The sequence below is a fragment of the Rummeliibacillus sp. JY-2-4R genome, from assembly GCF_053847205.1.
Window position 1 is genome coordinate 3,104,178 of the sequence record NZ_CM132623.1, and the last position, 15,133, is coordinate 3,119,310.

The following is a 15,133-nucleotide window of genomic DNA, read 5'->3' on the forward strand; positions in this document are numbered from 1 at the left end:
CGTCTTAACGACATATATTAATATACCTCATCTATTTTTAAAAATCAATAGTTTTTGTGAAATAATTTTTTCATTTTTGATTCGTCTATTACAAATAATGTTATGCCAATAATAACAATAGTTCCACCTACTATTTGTGTAGTAACTAAATGCTCGTTAAATATAAAGAAAGCTAATATTGAAGCTCCTACCGGTTCAAAAAGAATGGCGATAGATATTACATTGGCAGATACCCATTTAAGTGCCCAATTAAATAAATTGTGCCCAAGGAGATTTGGAACAATGGCCAGTAGTAAAAACCAAATCCAATTCATTGATGGGTAAGGACCAAAAGACTCCCCTTTAAAAAGCACATAGAAAAATAGCGTTACTGTGCTTGAAGTATAAACAATAGTGGTATATGTAGTTAGGGATATTCTTTTTCTTACTTCTTGTCCAAATAACATGTAGCCAGTTACGAGTGCACATGCTATTAACGCGAGCACATCTCCATAGAATGCGAGTCCACCTACTTTAAAATCTCCCCAACTAATAAGAAAACTGCCAAATATCGCAATAATTCCTGTCGATATCGTTTTAACATTAATTGGTTCTTTAAAGAATACATATGTACCTACAATTGCAAACAAAGGTTGTAATGTCACTAACACCGTTGAACTAGCTACGGAAGTATAGCGCAATGATTCAAACCATAAGATAAAATGAAAGGCTAAAAATATACCTGATACAATTGAAAAAATCCAATCTTTTCTTTCAATATTTAATACTTCTTTTCTATAATGTATTAAAAAGGTGGGTGCCATCAATAGGACTGAAAATAACATCCTATAGAATGCAATAATCCCTGAATCTGCCTCTGCTAGTTTAACTAGAATTGCTGATGTGGATACAGAGATAACACCGATTAATATTGCTAATAATGGATGTATGTTAGGTTTATCCACTCTTAATACCTCCGATATTCATTTATTTCATTTTTCAGTTCAATAAAACACATTATACAACGACATTACCGTTTCATACTTAAAATCTATATTTTAAATAAGAGGAGGAAATTATGATCGATACAATCATCGGAAATTCAATTACATATGAAACACTTTTTAAACTAACAATCGCTGCACTTTTAAGTTTAGGAATAGGTATAGAAAGGGAATTAAAAAAGAAACCAGTAGGACTTAAAACAAATCTGGTTATAGCTACTTTTAGTTGTCTTTTAACGATTATTTCAATTGAAGCCGTTTATAACGCAAAACCTGTACCTGGTATTAATGTAACAATGGATCCTTTACGTTTAGCAGCACAAATTGTTAGCGGAATTGGTTTTTTAGGAGCTGGCGTGATTCTCCGCAGAGGCAATGATAGTGTAACAGGTTTGACCACTGCAGCGATGATTTGGGGCGCAGCTGGGATTGGGATTGCAATCGGTGCAGGATTTTATCTTCAAGCAGTTGCAGCAGTAGTTATTGTCCTTATTGGTGTTGAATTGGTTCCTCCGGTGTTTTTTAAACTTGCACCTAAAAGGCTTCGTTCAAGAGATGTTTCACTTAAGCTACACCTGAAAGATGCAAATAATATAAAGGATATATTAGAATATATTCATGATCACCATATGGAAGTAGAGCATATTCGTATAAAAGACGTGCGATTGTCAAACAATGAATTACAGCATCTAATTATTCTTCGTTTTTCAATCTCTCAACAACTAAATACCATTGCGCTATATACCGAAATTAAAAAACTTCCTTATGCAGAAGAAGTGGAAATTGAAATATTGTCTTAAAGGGGTTTAATTGATGAATGAATTATGGAAACTTTTAAAGCATGGGAATAAGCCTTCCCTACTCGCAGCTTTTGTTAACTTATTCTTAGGAATCATAAAGGCTATAGCTTTTTTCTTTACAGGAAATGTTGCAATGTTTGCAGAAATGATGCACTCTCTAGGTGATGCAGCTAACCAATTTTTCGTTTATATCGGTTCTGCTCTATCTAAAAAAGCTCCTACAAAAGATTTCCCATACGGTTTCGGTCGTGTTGTAAACCTTGTTTGTTTAGGTGCTGTACTAATTGTTGGAATATTATCTTATGAAACAATCATCGAAGGTTGGCATCAAATTCAACATCCAGTTGAATCATCCAAAATGTGGATTAGTTTGGCAGTATTAGGAATTGGTATTATCATGGAAGGTTCAGTATTGCTCAAAGCAGCTAAAGAAATTTCACATGAGGCAGGATCGAAAGCAAACACTGTTAGCGCTATTCCAAAAGCGTTTACTCATTTAGGAAGTGCAAAGCCTGCTACAAAGTTAGTATTCATGGAAGATTTAGTTGCAACTTCTGGCGGTGTATTAGCCTTTATCGCGGTGCTAATTTCACACTTTACTGGATTTTTACAAGCAGAAGGGATTGCTTCTGTTCTCATTGGAGCGATGATGTTCTATGTGGTGGGCACTGTATTCTTAGAAAATGCACGTGGAGCAATCGGTGAAACCGATGAGGAGATGTTAAATCATATTGCTCATCTTGTATTAGATGATCCTAATGTAAAAGACATAAAAAAACTTGTCGTTCTTAAAGAAGGAGAATTTCTTCATGTAGAGCTAATCGCAGAAGTAGATCCTACATTAAGTTTCGCTTATCTCGATGATGTCAGAGATCATCTGACAGAAATGATTTTATCTCAAAAAAATGTATCAAAGGCTCATATTTCATTTGATGAAGATAATGGTGTAATAGAATGGAAACATATAGATAATCGACCAGAAAAATTAACATAAGCGTATAAAGCTGTTCCAAGAGTTACTCTACTTGGAACAGCTTTTTATTTTCTACATATTGAATGAATTTTAGATTTATACCACAAACTATTATTGGAGGTGATTTTAATGAACGGATTACAAAGATTTGCTCTTTTCCTAACTATCATAGGCGCACTCAATTGGGGTCTTTTAGGGATTTTCCAATTTGATGTTGTGGCAACACTTTTCCGTGATGGGCAAGCAAGTTTTGGAGCACGTGCGCTTTACACAATCATTGCAATCGCTGGTCTTATAAGCTTAAGTAGATTGTTTGCTCCGAATAGAGTACATGTGAGAACAGTAAAGAAAGACAATGTTCGCCCATTAAAGAGTGTATAAAGCGAAACTTCAATCTGTGGGATTCTTCCCCACTGATTGTTAGATTAACCAATCAGGCTTTACGAGCAGTTATCTCACAAAGCTTAATACGGGATAAAAAAAGGCCGAAGAACAATTCTATGTTCTTCGGCTTTTCTATTTCAATAAGAAGTTTAAAACTTCACTATTTTAAATTACACCCAACCTCTGAAACGAGAAGCCTCAGCTGTTTTGCGGACACCAACCATATAGGCTGCTAAACGCATATCAATGTTGCGAGTTGAAGCAACATTATAGACATTATCGAAGGCTTCGACCATTTTTTTCAATAGTTTTTCATTTACTTCATCTTCTGACCAGTAGTAACCTTGGTTGTTTTGTACCCACTCAAAGTAAGATACCGTTACTCCCCCAGCGCTTGCAAGTACATCAGGTACTAGAAGAATGCCACGTTCATAAAGAATCTTAGTAGCTTCTGATGTAGTTGGTCCATTTGCTGCTTCTACTACGATTTTCGCATTAATATTGTGAGCATTTTCTGACGTGATTTGGTTTTCGATTGCCGCAGGTACAAGGATATCACAATCAAGCTCAAGTAATTCTTGGTTTGTGATTGTATTTTCAAATAATGTAGTTACAGTACCAAAGCTATCTCGGCGGTCTAGTAAATAATCAATATCTAAGCCTTCAGGGTCATGTAATGCACCATATGCATCTGAAATACCGATTACTTTTGCACCTAGATCACTCATAAATTTAGCTAAAAAACTACCTGCATTACCGAAACCTTGGATAACTACACGAGCACCCTTAATATCAATATTACGACGTTTTGCTGCTTCTTCAATAATAATAGTAACGCCTTGTGCAGTTGCACGATCACGCCCTTGAGATCCTCCAAGAACGATTGGTTTACCAGTTATAAATCCAGGTGAATTAAATTCGTCTATTCGACTGTATTCATCCATCATCCAGGCCATGATTTGTGAGTTTGTAAACACGTCTGGAGCTGGAATATCTTTTGTTGGTCCCACAAACTGACTAACAGCACGAACATATCCGCGACTTAATCGTTCCACTTCACCCATTGACATTTGACGAGGGTCGCAAACTACGCCTCCCTTACCGCCACCATATGGTAGATCAACGATACCTGCTTTTAAAGTCATCCACATAGATAAAGCTTTTACTTCTTCCTCAGAGACTTGAGGATGGAAGCGTACGCCACCTTTAGTAGGACCCACAGCATCGTTATGTTGTGCTCGGAAACCTGTAAATACTTTTACAGAACCATCATCCATTTTAACTGGAATACGGACTTCTAACATGCGTAATGGCTCTTTTAAAAGTTCATACATCGCTTCATCATAGCCAAGTTTTTGCAAAGCTTCCTTAATCACAGCTTGTGTAGATGTAAACAGGTTTAGATTTTCTGCCATTTGTTTTTTTCGCCTCTTTTATTCTTAATAATGGTTAATAATAGTACTAAGTGCAAACATTGTAACATAGTTTAACCACTATGTTGAGTATTAATTTTTATTTTTTAAAAACTTCACGGATTTTATCTAATGCCCAATCTAATTCCTCTTTTGTGATGATTAATGGTGGAGCAAAGCGGATGACTGTATCGTGGGTTTCTTTGCAAAGTAAACCTAAACCCATTAGTTTTTCACAATACGGGCGAGCGTCTACATTAAGTTCAAGACCGATAAATAATCCACGACCACGAACTTCAACAATTGATTCGTTATCAATTTTTTTCAATTCATTTAAGAAATATTCGCCTAAGTCAGCTGAACGCTCTGACAATTTCTCTTCAATTAATACATCTAAAGAAGCGATTGACACTGCGCAAGCAAGTGGGTTACCACCAAATGTCGATCCGTGTGAACCTGGAGTGAATACACCTAATACTTCTTTGCTGGATACAACAGCAGAGATTGGCATTACACCACCACCAAGAGCTTTACCTAAAATGAATATATCAGGATTTACATCTTCCCATTCAACTGCAAACATTTTACCTGTACGTGCAAGACCAGTCTGAATTTCGTCTGCAACAAATAATACATTGTTGTCGCGACATAACTCACTCGCCTTTTTCAAGTAACCTTGTGGAGGAATATTGATACCTGCTTCACCTTGGATTGGTTCGATAATGAATGCTGCTGTGTTTTCTGTGATTGCTTCCTTTAATTGATCTAAATTTCCGTAGTCAACCAATCTAATCCCGGGAAGCAATGGACCGAATCCACGGCGATATTCAGCTTCAGAAGTCATAGAAACTGCTAACATGGTACGACCATGGAAGTTACCATTACATACGATTACTTCTGCTCGATCAGCTTCTACCCCTTTTACTTCATAAGCCCATCGACGAACAGCTTTAAAGGCCGTTTCTACAGCTTCAGCACCTGTGTTCATTGGTAATACCATTTCTTTTCCAGTAATGGCTGTTACTTTTTCAAGCCAAGTACCTATTTGGTCATTATGAAATGCACGAGATGTTAATGTTACCTTATCCGCTTGGTCTTTTAATGCTTGAATAATTTTAGGATGACGATGACCTTGGTTTAAAGCGGAATAAGAAGATAGCATATCTAGGTACTTATTACCCTCAGGATCTTTAACCCAAACTCCTTTACCTTCTGAAATAACGATTGGAAGTGGCTTGTAGTTTTTTGCACCAAATTCATTCGATAAAGCAATAGCTTTCTCAGAAGTTGTAGATACCATCCAAATCCCTCCTTATAATTTGTGAAGTATATAATTCTTTACTCGCTATTCTTCATTTTTTCCAACAAAAATCGACAATTATATTAATATGCAGGCAATATGATAATTGCCTGCATATTCGCTTAATCTTTATAGTGCTTCACCGATTGATTTAGATTGCATATGGAGTGTTAAGAAGTCTGGACCACCAGCTTTCGAGCAAGTACCTGACATGTTGTAACCACCAAATGGTTGGTAACCAACTGTAGCAGCAGTACATCCACGGTTGATGTATAGGTTACCTACAAAGAAATCTTCTCGAGCTTTTTCAATATGTTCACGGTTTTTGGAGATTACTGCCCCAGTTAAACCGTATTCTGTATTATTTGCAATATCGATTGCTTCATCGAAATCTTTTGCCTTGCAAACTGCAAGGATTGGGCCAAATATTTCTTCTTGCATCAAACGAGCTTTAGGATCCACGTCAGCTACGACTGTTGGGTTTATATAGTAACCTATTGAGTCATCTGCAGTACCACCAACTACAATACGACCTTCGTTGTTAGCAACTTCAAAATAGCTTGTTATTTTCTTGAATGCATTATCATCGATTACTGTAGCCATGAAGTTTTCATAGTTTGTTGGATCACCAATTGTTAGACCTTTCGTTAATTCAACGACGCGTTCAAGTACCTGATCATAAACTTCTTCTACAATTACTGCGCGGGAACATGCCGAACATTTTTGACCACTGAAACCAAAAGCAGATTTTACGATAGATTGAGCTGCTAATTCTAAATCAGCTTCTTTATCAACAACGATTGTGTCTTTCCCGCCCATTTCAGCGATTACGCGCTTGATCCAAATTTGGCCTTCTTGTTGAACAGCTGCACGTTGATTAATGCGAAGACCTACATCACGTGAACCAGTGAAACTTACAAAGCGAGTACGCGGATGGTCTACTAAGTAATCGCCAACTTCTGCGCCTGAACCCGGAATGTAGTTCACGACACCTGCTGGTAGACCTGCTTCCTCAAGAATCTCCATAAATTTATATGCAATAATCGGCGTTGTAGAAGCCGGTTTTAATAATACGGTGTTACCTGTAACCATAGCAGCTAGTGTAGTACCAGCCATAATTGCAAATGGGAAATTCCATGGAGAGATGACTACACCTACACCAAGTGAAATATATCCAAAGCGATTATTTTCATTTGGACGACTATTAACTGGTTTGCCATCTTTTAGTTCAAGCATTTGACGACCATAGTATTCCATGAAGTCAATTGCTTCTGCTGTATCAGCGTCCGCTTCTACCCATGGTTTACCAGCCTCAAGCGTCATAATAGCTGACATTTCGTGTTTACGACGTCTTGTAATAGCAGCTGCTTTGAAAAGGATATCAGCGCGAACTTCTGGTTTCACTTTGCTCCAAGTCTTAAATTTTTCATCTGCTATTTTCATAGCTTTTTCTGCAAGTTCTTGATTTGCTTTTGAAACTGTACCTACTACCTCTGTTTTTTTTGCAGGATTGTAAGATACAATTTTGTCTTCAGTTGTTATTCTTTCCCCACCAATAATTAAAGGATAATCTTGACCAAGTTCACTTTGCACTTTTTTCAAAGCCTCTTGATAAGCTTGGCGATTTTCTTCATTTGAAAAATCTGTTAATGGTTCTGTTGTGTACGGAATCATTTCATATCCCCCTTTGATTTAGAAAGTGCAAAAAATATTTGCATTCAATTATTGTTTACACTTATAATAATGCAAAAGATTCTTGCTTTATTCAAGTTAAAAATGCTAAAAAAATAAAAAAATTTTCAGGTGATCGAATTGGGTAAAAATGATGAGCGTTTATTGCCGTTTTATAAATTTGCTACTAAGCATGTTTCCGTAGGAATACATGCAGTTGATTTAAACGGTCGAACAATAATTTACAATGATAAAATGAAAGAAATTGAGGGGCTACATCTTGCAGATTTTCGAGATCGTTCTATAATGGAACTTTTTCAATTTGAGAAAGAAGACAGTACGTTACTAAATGTATTGCAAACAGCAAAGCCTGTACAAAATGAAAAACAAACATACTGGAATCAAAATGGCCAAGAAATAACAACTATTAATGATACCTATCCCATATTCGAGAATGGCCAACTTCTTGGCGCAATTGAACTAGCAAGAGATGTTACAACTCTAGAAAAGCTTGTGTTTCAACCTTTGCGCCGATATGGAGAAGCCATTACATTTGATACGATTACGGCTGTGTCTGAGCCGATGCGTGAGGTGATTGAGACGGCTAAAAAAGCAGCTGCGGCAAGACTTCCTGTATTATTAATAGGTGAATCTGGTACAGGGAAAGATCTAATCGCAGAAGCCATTCATTCTGCATCAACACCTGCTCAAGAAAATTTCATCACTTATTTCTGCCATCGTTCAGATACTGGAATGGTGGAACGTTTAAAAAAACAATTACAAAGTAGTGATAGTAGTACTATATTCTGTGAGCGAATCGAATATTTATCTCTTGAAATACAAAAGGAATGCTTAAATGTGCTTGAACATCATCGTCAAGATCCACATCTATTAATCGCAAGTATTGGTGGCGATCCAATTGACTTAATCGCTTCTGGCGAATTATTAAAGGAATTGTATTACTTTTTTGCAGGAGTATCGATTAATATCCCTCCTCTTCATAACCGCAAGGAAGACATATTACCTTTCATCAATGATTATTTAAGACGTTATGAAAATCGATTTGGTAAGAAATTAAGCGGCATTTCCAATGAAGTTGAACAACTATTTATGGACTATGATTGGCCAGGTAATTTAAAGGAATTAGAAGTTTTACTTGACGACATAATGTCTATGATTACAAATGAAGAGGAAATCTCGTATGAGCTATTGCCTATTCACTTTAAATGGAAAGTAAAAAAGTACCAGCCTACAGAAAAAAGTCCAGATTATTTTGTTGTTCAAAATGATAAAGAACTTTTACCTTTAGAGGATTATCTTCGTGAAGCAGAAGAGTATTATTTAAATAAAGTGCTTGAAATGTATGATCACAATATAACCAAGGCCTCTGAAGCCCTTGGTATGAGTCGTCAAAATTTACAATACCGTATACGGAAGATGAAAAAATAAGAAAGAAGCTATTTCGCATCAATTTGGCGAAATAGCTTCTTTTTACTTTATACCTGATTCCTCAATCCAGTCTCGTAGTTTCACTTTTAATGAGTTAAAACCTACTGAATCATTTTCATCTACACGATCTTGAAGTGATTTACGCGGAGCAAAGTCTTTACGCTTCACAGGCGGCCGCTCTTGAAGTGCGCGAATGGATAAACTAATTTTCTTTTCGTCTTCGTCTACTTCTAGTATTTTCACTTGAACATCTTGTCCAACATTGAGAAAATCTGTGATGTTTTTTACAAAGCCGTACGTAATTTCAGAAATATGCACGAGACCTTGCGTTGTGTCATCTAATGCAACAAATGCGCCGTATGGCTGGATACCAGTTACTTTTCCTGTTAGCACATCTCCTACTTCATATTTTTTTGTCATTCGACCTTCCTACTTTCCATTTACAACTATATACATTTTTTCACGTAAATTATAGCATAGTCCAATGATAGCGAGCAAAAATTCCATTACCTATCTATAAACATCCACATTCCTTAATGTTTTCAAAAATTCGTAATACACTTTTCTGAATTATGTAACAATTCACTTAATCATTCTGTTTTAAACATGTTATAATCAAATCACGACTAATTTATTATTCAATTTAAGAGGGGTGCTTTCTATATGATGAGAGAAAATCTTCATACTCAATTAAGTATGCTACGTAAAGAACGCAATCTAACATTGGATCAATTATCACTAAAAACGCGAATAGGTGTAGAAAAGCTAGCACGCTACGAGTCTGGTGAAGATATACCTTCTGAACAAACACTATTAAAGCTATCAAATGCCCTTGAAGTACCTGTTTCAAACTTGTTAGATGGGATCAACAAATAAAGAGAAATGCCCGTTAATTCGGGATAAATAAAAAGCCTACCTTTAAAATATACAAATAATTTTAGAGATAGGCTTTTTCAATTCTAGTAGATTATTATAAAACCACTTACTCATGAATTGGTAAATAATTTTATAAAATACATTTAGCCTCAAATTTTATAGCTAAAAGTTTATACGAAATTTCAATGCAATCTTCAATTGGAATCCATAGTTCAAATGATTGCTCATAAATTTCTTGAATCACTTTCCCTAAATTTGAAGGATCATCAATATATTGTAGAGCTGCTACAACATCAGCAGCTTCCGTATCATAAGTAAAACCATCTATTTTAAATGGGTTCCAGTCTTCTAAAGTGCGTATGGCTTTTCTATTCATCTCAATATTTTCCATCTTTTGTCACCTTATATACTTTCCTATTATAAAGGATATAATAACATAATTGTAAAAAAAGAAAAGAGGGGTAGCCTTGAATAATTTTGATTTTGTAGAAGATAGACTTCATACCAATTCATTTAAATGGGATAAGCTTGATGTTGTATATCATTTAGAAGATGCAACTGATATACTTCCAATGTGGGTCGCTGATATGGATTTTGCTGCACCAAAAGTACTGATAAATGCCCTTAAAAAGCGCCTCGAACACCCAGTATTCGGATATTCTTTTGAAAGTGAATCTTGTACAAGAGCCTTTACTTCTTGGGTAAACAAGCGCCATAACTTACATGTAGAACCAAAATGGGTGCTTTATCATCAAGGGGTTGTACCTGCACTTGCATCAATCATTGAAACATTTACTTCAGAAAATGATTCTGTATTAATTACACCACCTGTATATCAGCCGTTCTTCAATGTTCCTAAAAGATTGAATCGTATCGTAAAAGAATGTCCATTGAATGAATCGGATGGCATCTATTCTATGGATTTCAAGAAGTTTGACGAAATGACCTCAACAGATGACGTTAAATTATTTATATTATGCCACCCCCATAATCCTGGAGGTATTGAGTGGTCTGTAGATACTTTGCAAGAAATTATTCGGATTTGTGTAAAAAACGATGTGCTTATCATATCCGATGAAATTCATGCGGATTTAATGTTAGATGGCCATAACCATACCCCGCTCATGAATATTGCGAATGAACTACAAAATCATATTATTACATGTATGGCACCGACCAAAACTTTTAATATTGCGGGTATTCAAGCTGCGATGATGATTGTTCCAGATGATCAAAAACGACGCAAGCTACAACAAAACGCTACAAAACATGCCAGAATGGGACTATCTATTTTCGCTGCGACAGCAGTGGAAGCAGTCTATTCAGAAGAAGGCGAAGCGTGGTTAGACGAACTGTTAAAATATATCTCCTTAAATATGGACTTAGTTATTGAACAACTTACAATAGCAATACCTGAAATCACCATTCATAAATCCTTTGCCACCTACTTACTCTGGATTGACTATCGCAACACAGGATTAGAAGAAGACGAAGTGATGAATCGATTACTCACTAAAGGAAAACTTGCATTAGAACCAGGTTCCAAATTCGGTGAACAAGGCCGAGGCTTTTTACGAATGAACGTCGGCTGCCCGCGCGCAACAGTAGAAGAAGGAATTAAACGATTTATTAAAGCATTTGAAGCATAATATCCTTATGAAAAACACCCTATATGAGATACCCCAAAAGTTAGACTTTACGCTAACTTTTTGAGTACTACATACTGGGTGCTTCTTTTTGTTAGATTTAGTAATTCTTTAATAGACTTATGTCATTGTATTTTAAAAGTTTGAATCAGCAACAAATAGTTACAAAAGAAATCTTCTACCATAAAGAATTGAAGTAAAATAGATTTTTAATCCAAAGGAAATGTAATATTAGAAAGATATTTTAATCAAACTATGCTAGAAATCTTTTGGTGGAGATTAGTACCACAAATAAAATGAAGTGAAATTAGCGTAGACTCCTAGCTAAAAAAAGCGAGACAGGTGAGGCCCCGCAGGAAAAATTCCTTTTGCTTTTGCAAAAGGAATTTTCTGCGACGAAGCTAGCGATGCGATGCAGGAGCACATGGTTTTGACAAGGAGACTCACCACTCGTCCGCAGGAAAGCGAAGCTAATTTCACTTCGAACTAAAACTTAATTAGTATTTATTACTTTTTCAGTTTTCTAAACAGAAAGAAGAAAAAGTCCATACAAAGGTTCTCTACTCGCTAGGAACAAATTCGCAGTACTAAGCAAAAATTATATTAGTTACTGAATTTAAAATTTTAATAAAAAAACCCTGCACTAGCATACTCAACTAGCACAGGATTTTAAAATTAAGGATTCTTCGGAGCAGAATGTTGTTTTTGCTTTAAAATTTTCTCTTCTAATTCCCTTGTCTTTTCAGCATCTTTTCTTGCTTTTTTTCTAAATAAATTAAAAACAAGAATACATAAAACAAGGATAATTGCCATCTCTATTACTGCAGGGATGTACTCCGATTTATCTTCCGGAAAGTATAAAAATTCATTTAAAATCCAAAGATTCATGAATCATACATCTCCTTACTATTTTTCGATTACTTTAATAGACTCAATCACAACATCTTCTACTGGTTTATCTTGGAAACCTTTTTCAACATTTGCGATATTATCAACGATATCCATACCTTCTACAACTTGACCAAATACAGTGTGTTTACCATCTAACCATGGAGTACCACCAAGCTCTTTATAAGCATTGATGACTTCTTCTGGGAATCCAGCATCTTTCATTTGACCAATCATATTAGAAGGAACTTGTGACATATGCACGATAAAGAATTGGCTTCCATTTGTGTTAGGGCCAGCATTTGCCATAGAAAGTGCTCCACGGATGTTCATAAGTTCTGGTGCAAATTCATCTTCAAAAGAATGACCATAAATACTTTCGCCACCCATACCAGTTCCAGTTGGGTCTCCACCTTGAATCATAAAGTCTTTAATAACACGGTGGAAGATAATTCCTTCATAGTAACCGTTTTTAGCATGAGTTAAAAAGTTTTCTACAGTTTTTGGTGCTAATTCAGGGAATAATTTAATTTTGATTGCACCTAGTGTTGTTTTCATTTCAACTAATACTTCGTTTTCTGCTACTTCTTTTGATAATTGTGGGTACATAATTGCATCTCCTTTAATTTGAAAATACTAATTCTATTTAATGATATTTTCTATCTTTCCTATATCCTGTCCTAGGATAACATATTTGACAGCAATTTTCATTTTGTAGCATTTTTTTCTTTACGTTTTTGGACAATCTTTTTAGAATCTATGCCCTTATGAATAGCAATGTGCTATTCTGTTAAATGACAGTTTCGCATCTATATTTATAAATAAGAGGAGGATCATTTTTGAGAAAAGGAGCAGGCATTCTCATCATCATTTGCAGCCTTCCTCTGTTACTTTTTCTATTTACGAAAATTTCAAATGAACTACAAACAGCAAAAGGCTTTGAAAAACAGTTTACATCGAATGTTCAACTAGATGCTCCGAATGTACTAAACCCTACAATTCTCAAGGATCGAAATAAACAAGTCTTTTCTGAAGAATATACAGAATGGCGAAAACCTTTAGAACTAGCGGATATACCAGAGTTTGTGCAACAACTTTATATTTATAGTGAAGATCAAGATTTTTATCAACATATTGGTTTTGATTTATCAGCAATTGCGCGAGCTTTTATGGCAAATAACTCTAGTGGGGAATCCGCGCAAGGCGGGAGTACCATTACGCAGCAACTCGTTCGGATGCGCTATTTATCACAAGAAAAAACGTACGAACGAAAAATCCTTGAAATTTTTTATGCATATGAACTAGAACGGAAGACAACAAAAGATGAAATATTAAATATGTACCTAAACGAAATGTATTTTAGTAACGGTGTGTATGGTATCAATGGCGCTGCAACCTATTATTTCAATAAACCCATTGCAAAATTATCGAAAGCTCAAATGGCTTTTATAGCTGCCATTCCAAATAATCCATCACTTTATGATCCGTTAAGGCATTTCAAAAATACGAAGAATCGACAAGAACGGCTTATAGATAAATTAGTAGATAAAAACGTCTTATCTAAAAATGAAGCAGAAAAAATCAAAAAAGAAAAGATTGTTTTAATCTTAAAGGAGAAAAAGCAATGGTATCCAGCTTATAGCACTTATGTGATGAATGAGTTTCGTTCACTGATTGCAGAAAAAGAAGGTTATAACAATCTATTAAGTACTGCAAAAACATCTTTGGAACGTAAGCAAATTAATACGAAGCTTTCAAATCGTGTGAACACACTATTAAACCAAGGTTTAACAATCGAGACAGCACTATCTCCTACAAAACAAGCAAATGATACAGAAAATATTGATCACATTTTGGCAAATCGCGGCAATTTACAAGCTTCAGCAGTTGTCATTGATAATACAAATCGTGAAATCATTAGTATTTATGCAGGAAAAGGTTATAAAAAATATGATTATAATCGTTCTTTCCAAGGCTTTCGCCAACCAGGTTCTGCTTTTAAACCACTTATGGATTATGCACCATATTTCGAAGTGACAAAAGCAACTCCCTATACATATGTTAGCGGTGCACCCTTTTGTAAAGGCAGCTATTGCCCTCAAAACTACGGCGGTCAAATTCTAGGAAATGTCACCATTTTACAGGGATTCCGATATAGTTATAATACCGTAGCAATAAGGTTATTTGATCAAATAGGTATGAATAAGGCTTTCTCTTATCTAAAACCTTTTCAGTTTCAATCTTTAACAAAACAAGATCGCGTTTACTCTGCAGCAATAGGAGGACTAACGCACGGAGTCACAACTGCCGAATTAGCGGATGCCTACACAAGCTTTATCGACGGGGATTATCAACCAGTACATACAATACGCAGTGTAAAGGATAGGTATGGTAATGTCTTGTATAAATGGTCATCACAATCAAACCAAGTTTGGTCACCAAATACCGTATCACAAATACGCTTTTTAATGTCTGATGTTGTACGTAATGGTACGGGTGTAGGGATTCATGTCAACTCATCTTACGTAGGTGCTAAAACAGGAACAACCAATGACTACAAAGATTTTTGGCTAGCTGGTTTAACAAATCGTTATACCAGTGCTGTATGGATAGGTTTTGATCGTCCACAAAATATGCAAGGTCTTGAAAATGCTAAAATTCAACATCAAATTTTCTCTGAGGTAATGAATAACTAAAAAAGCTATTCGGACAATGACGATTTATTGTTCCGAATAGCTTTTAATAATTTCT

15 protein-coding genes are annotated in these 15,133 nt (G+C 35.6%); 7 read left to right on the top strand and 8 right to left on the bottom strand.

All coding sequences use genetic code 11. From position 1 onward, the window contains the following. Nucleotides 1-44: 44 nt before the first annotated feature. Nucleotides 45-944, bottom strand: a complete 900-nt coding sequence (locus ACWV26_RS15225) for a DMT family transporter (RefSeq protein ID WP_455895556.1) — start codon at nucleotides 942-944, stop codon at nucleotides 45-47. Between the two features lie 113 nt (nucleotides 945-1,057). Here ACWV26_RS15225 and ACWV26_RS15230 point away from each other — a divergent pair, with 113 nt between their 5' ends. The 3 genes from ACWV26_RS15230 (at nucleotide 1,058) to ACWV26_RS15240 (ending at nucleotide 3,137) form a co-directional block, all read left to right on the top strand. Continuing rightward, nucleotides 1,058-1,783, top strand: a complete 726-nt coding sequence (locus ACWV26_RS15230; protein ID WP_455895557.1) for an MgtC/SapB family protein — start codon at nucleotides 1,058-1,060, stop codon at nucleotides 1,781-1,783. A 13-nt stretch (nucleotides 1,784-1,796) separates the two neighbouring features. Beyond that, nucleotides 1,797-2,777 carry a cation diffusion facilitator family transporter gene (locus ACWV26_RS15235; protein ID WP_455895558.1) on the top strand — a complete coding sequence of 327 codons (981 nt, stop codon included), beginning with the start codon at nucleotides 1,797-1,799 and terminating at the stop codon, nucleotides 2,775-2,777. Nucleotides 2,778-2,885: 108 nt separating this feature from the next. Next, entirely contained in the window at nucleotides 2,886-3,137 is a 252-nt protein-coding gene (locus ACWV26_RS15240; protein WP_455895559.1) for a DUF378 domain-containing protein, read from the top strand. A gap of 173 nt (nucleotides 3,138-3,310) precedes the next feature. On the opposite strand, the gene ACWV26_RS15245 is transcribed toward ACWV26_RS15240, so the two are convergent. The 3 genes from ACWV26_RS15245 to pruA form a co-directional block, all read right to left on the bottom strand. Further along, nucleotides 3,311-4,555 carry a Glu/Leu/Phe/Val family dehydrogenase gene (locus ACWV26_RS15245; protein WP_455895560.1) on the bottom strand — a complete coding sequence of 415 codons (1,245 nt, stop codon included), beginning with the start codon at nucleotides 4,553-4,555 and terminating at the stop codon, nucleotides 3,311-3,313. Between the two features lie 97 nt (nucleotides 4,556-4,652). After that, the gene (locus ACWV26_RS15250) at nucleotides 4,653-5,852 is read right to left on the bottom strand and encodes an ornithine--oxo-acid transaminase (RefSeq protein WP_455895561.1); all 1,200 of its coding nucleotides are present in this window, start codon (nucleotides 5,850-5,852) and stop codon (nucleotides 4,653-4,655) included. 129 nt (nucleotides 5,853-5,981) lie between these two features. Continuing rightward, a complete protein-coding gene (pruA, locus tag ACWV26_RS15255) occupies nucleotides 5,982-7,526 on the bottom strand; it encodes an L-glutamate gamma-semialdehyde dehydrogenase (RefSeq protein ID WP_455895562.1) in 1,545 nt (514 codons plus the stop codon). A gap of 138 nt (nucleotides 7,527-7,664) precedes the next feature. On the opposite strand from pruA, the gene ACWV26_RS15260 reads away from it, so the two are divergent. Then, a complete protein-coding gene (locus ACWV26_RS15260) occupies nucleotides 7,665-8,972 on the top strand; it encodes a sigma 54-interacting transcriptional regulator (protein ID WP_455895563.1) in 1,308 nt (435 codons plus the stop codon). A 42-nt stretch (nucleotides 8,973-9,014) separates the two neighbouring features. Here ACWV26_RS15260 and yugI read toward each other — a convergent pair whose 3' ends face one another. Then, nucleotides 9,015-9,392: a S1 domain-containing post-transcriptional regulator GSP13 gene (gene yugI / locus ACWV26_RS15265; RefSeq protein ID WP_455895564.1), complete on the bottom strand. Its 378-nt coding sequence runs from the start codon at nucleotides 9,390-9,392 to the stop codon at nucleotides 9,015-9,017. Between the two features lie 243 nt (nucleotides 9,393-9,635). Here yugI and ACWV26_RS15270 point away from each other — a divergent pair, with 243 nt between their 5' ends. Next, the gene (locus ACWV26_RS15270; protein WP_455895565.1) at nucleotides 9,636-9,848 is read left to right on the top strand and encodes a helix-turn-helix domain-containing protein; all 213 of its coding nucleotides are present in this window, start codon (nucleotides 9,636-9,638) and stop codon (nucleotides 9,846-9,848) included. 130 nt (nucleotides 9,849-9,978) lie between these two features. On the opposite strand, the gene ACWV26_RS15275 is transcribed toward ACWV26_RS15270, so the two are convergent. Further along, on the bottom strand, nucleotides 9,979-10,239 hold the full coding sequence (locus ACWV26_RS15275) for a DUF1871 family protein (protein WP_455895566.1): 261 nt from the start codon (nucleotides 10,237-10,239) through the stop codon (nucleotides 9,979-9,981). Between the two features lie 76 nt (nucleotides 10,240-10,315). Here ACWV26_RS15275 and ACWV26_RS15280 point away from each other — a divergent pair, with 76 nt between their 5' ends. After that, a complete protein-coding gene (locus ACWV26_RS15280; protein WP_455895567.1) occupies nucleotides 10,316-11,497 on the top strand; it encodes a MalY/PatB family protein in 1,182 nt (393 codons plus the stop codon). Nucleotides 11,498-12,169: 672 nt separating this feature from the next. On the opposite strand, the gene ACWV26_RS15285 is transcribed toward ACWV26_RS15280, so the two are convergent. Both ACWV26_RS15285 and ACWV26_RS15290 read right to left on the bottom strand, forming a co-directional pair. Then, nucleotides 12,170-12,382: a hypothetical protein gene (locus ACWV26_RS15285; protein WP_455895568.1), complete on the bottom strand. Its 213-nt coding sequence runs from the start codon at nucleotides 12,380-12,382 to the stop codon at nucleotides 12,170-12,172. Between the two features lie 18 nt (nucleotides 12,383-12,400). Continuing rightward, the gene (locus ACWV26_RS15290) at nucleotides 12,401-12,991 is read right to left on the bottom strand and encodes a peptidylprolyl isomerase (RefSeq protein WP_455895569.1); all 591 of its coding nucleotides are present in this window, start codon (nucleotides 12,989-12,991) and stop codon (nucleotides 12,401-12,403) included. Nucleotides 12,992-13,221: 230 nt separating this feature from the next. Here ACWV26_RS15290 and ACWV26_RS15295 point away from each other — a divergent pair, with 230 nt between their 5' ends. Next, nucleotides 13,222-15,078 (top strand): transglycosylase domain-containing protein, encoded by a 1,857-nt coding sequence (locus ACWV26_RS15295; protein ID WP_455895570.1) that lies wholly within the window; start codon nucleotides 13,222-13,224, stop codon nucleotides 15,076-15,078. Nucleotides 15,079-15,133 lie beyond the last annotated feature (55 nt).

Excerpts from the sequence above, each read along its gene's own strand:
- ACWV26_RS15230 (WP_455895557.1), top strand. The coding sequence starts at position 1,058 with ATGATCGATACAATCATCGGAAATTCAATTACATATGAAACACTTTTT.
- ACWV26_RS15235 (WP_455895558.1), top strand. The coding sequence starts at position 1,797 with ATGAATGAATTATGGAAACTTTTAAAGCATGGGAATAAGCCTTCCCTA.
- ACWV26_RS15240 (WP_455895559.1), top strand. The coding sequence starts at position 2,886 with ATGAACGGATTACAAAGATTTGCTCTTTTCCTAACTATCATAGGCGCA.
- ACWV26_RS15245 (WP_455895560.1), bottom strand. The coding sequence starts at position 4,555 with ATGGCAGAAAATCTAAACCTGTTTACATCTACACAAGCTGTGATTAAG.
- ACWV26_RS15250 (WP_455895561.1), bottom strand. The coding sequence starts at position 5,852 with ATGGTATCTACAACTTCTGAGAAAGCTATTGCTTTATCGAATGAATTT.
- pruA (WP_455895562.1), bottom strand. The coding sequence starts at position 7,526 with ATGATTCCGTACACAACAGAACCATTAACAGATTTTTCAAATGAAGAA.
- yugI (WP_455895564.1), bottom strand. The coding sequence starts at position 9,392 with ATGACAAAAAAATATGAAGTAGGAGATGTGCTAACAGGAAAAGTAACT.
- ACWV26_RS15270 (WP_455895565.1), top strand. The coding sequence starts at position 9,636 with ATGATGAGAGAAAATCTTCATACTCAATTAAGTATGCTACGTAAAGAA.
- ACWV26_RS15275 (WP_455895566.1), bottom strand. The coding sequence starts at position 10,239 with ATGGAAAATATTGAGATGAATAGAAAAGCCATACGCACTTTAGAAGAC.
- ACWV26_RS15285 (WP_455895568.1), bottom strand. The coding sequence starts at position 12,382 with ATGAATCTTTGGATTTTAAATGAATTTTTATACTTTCCGGAAGATAAA.
- ACWV26_RS15290 (WP_455895569.1), bottom strand. The coding sequence starts at position 12,991 with ATGTACCCACAATTATCAAAAGAAGTAGCAGAAAACGAAGTATTAGTT.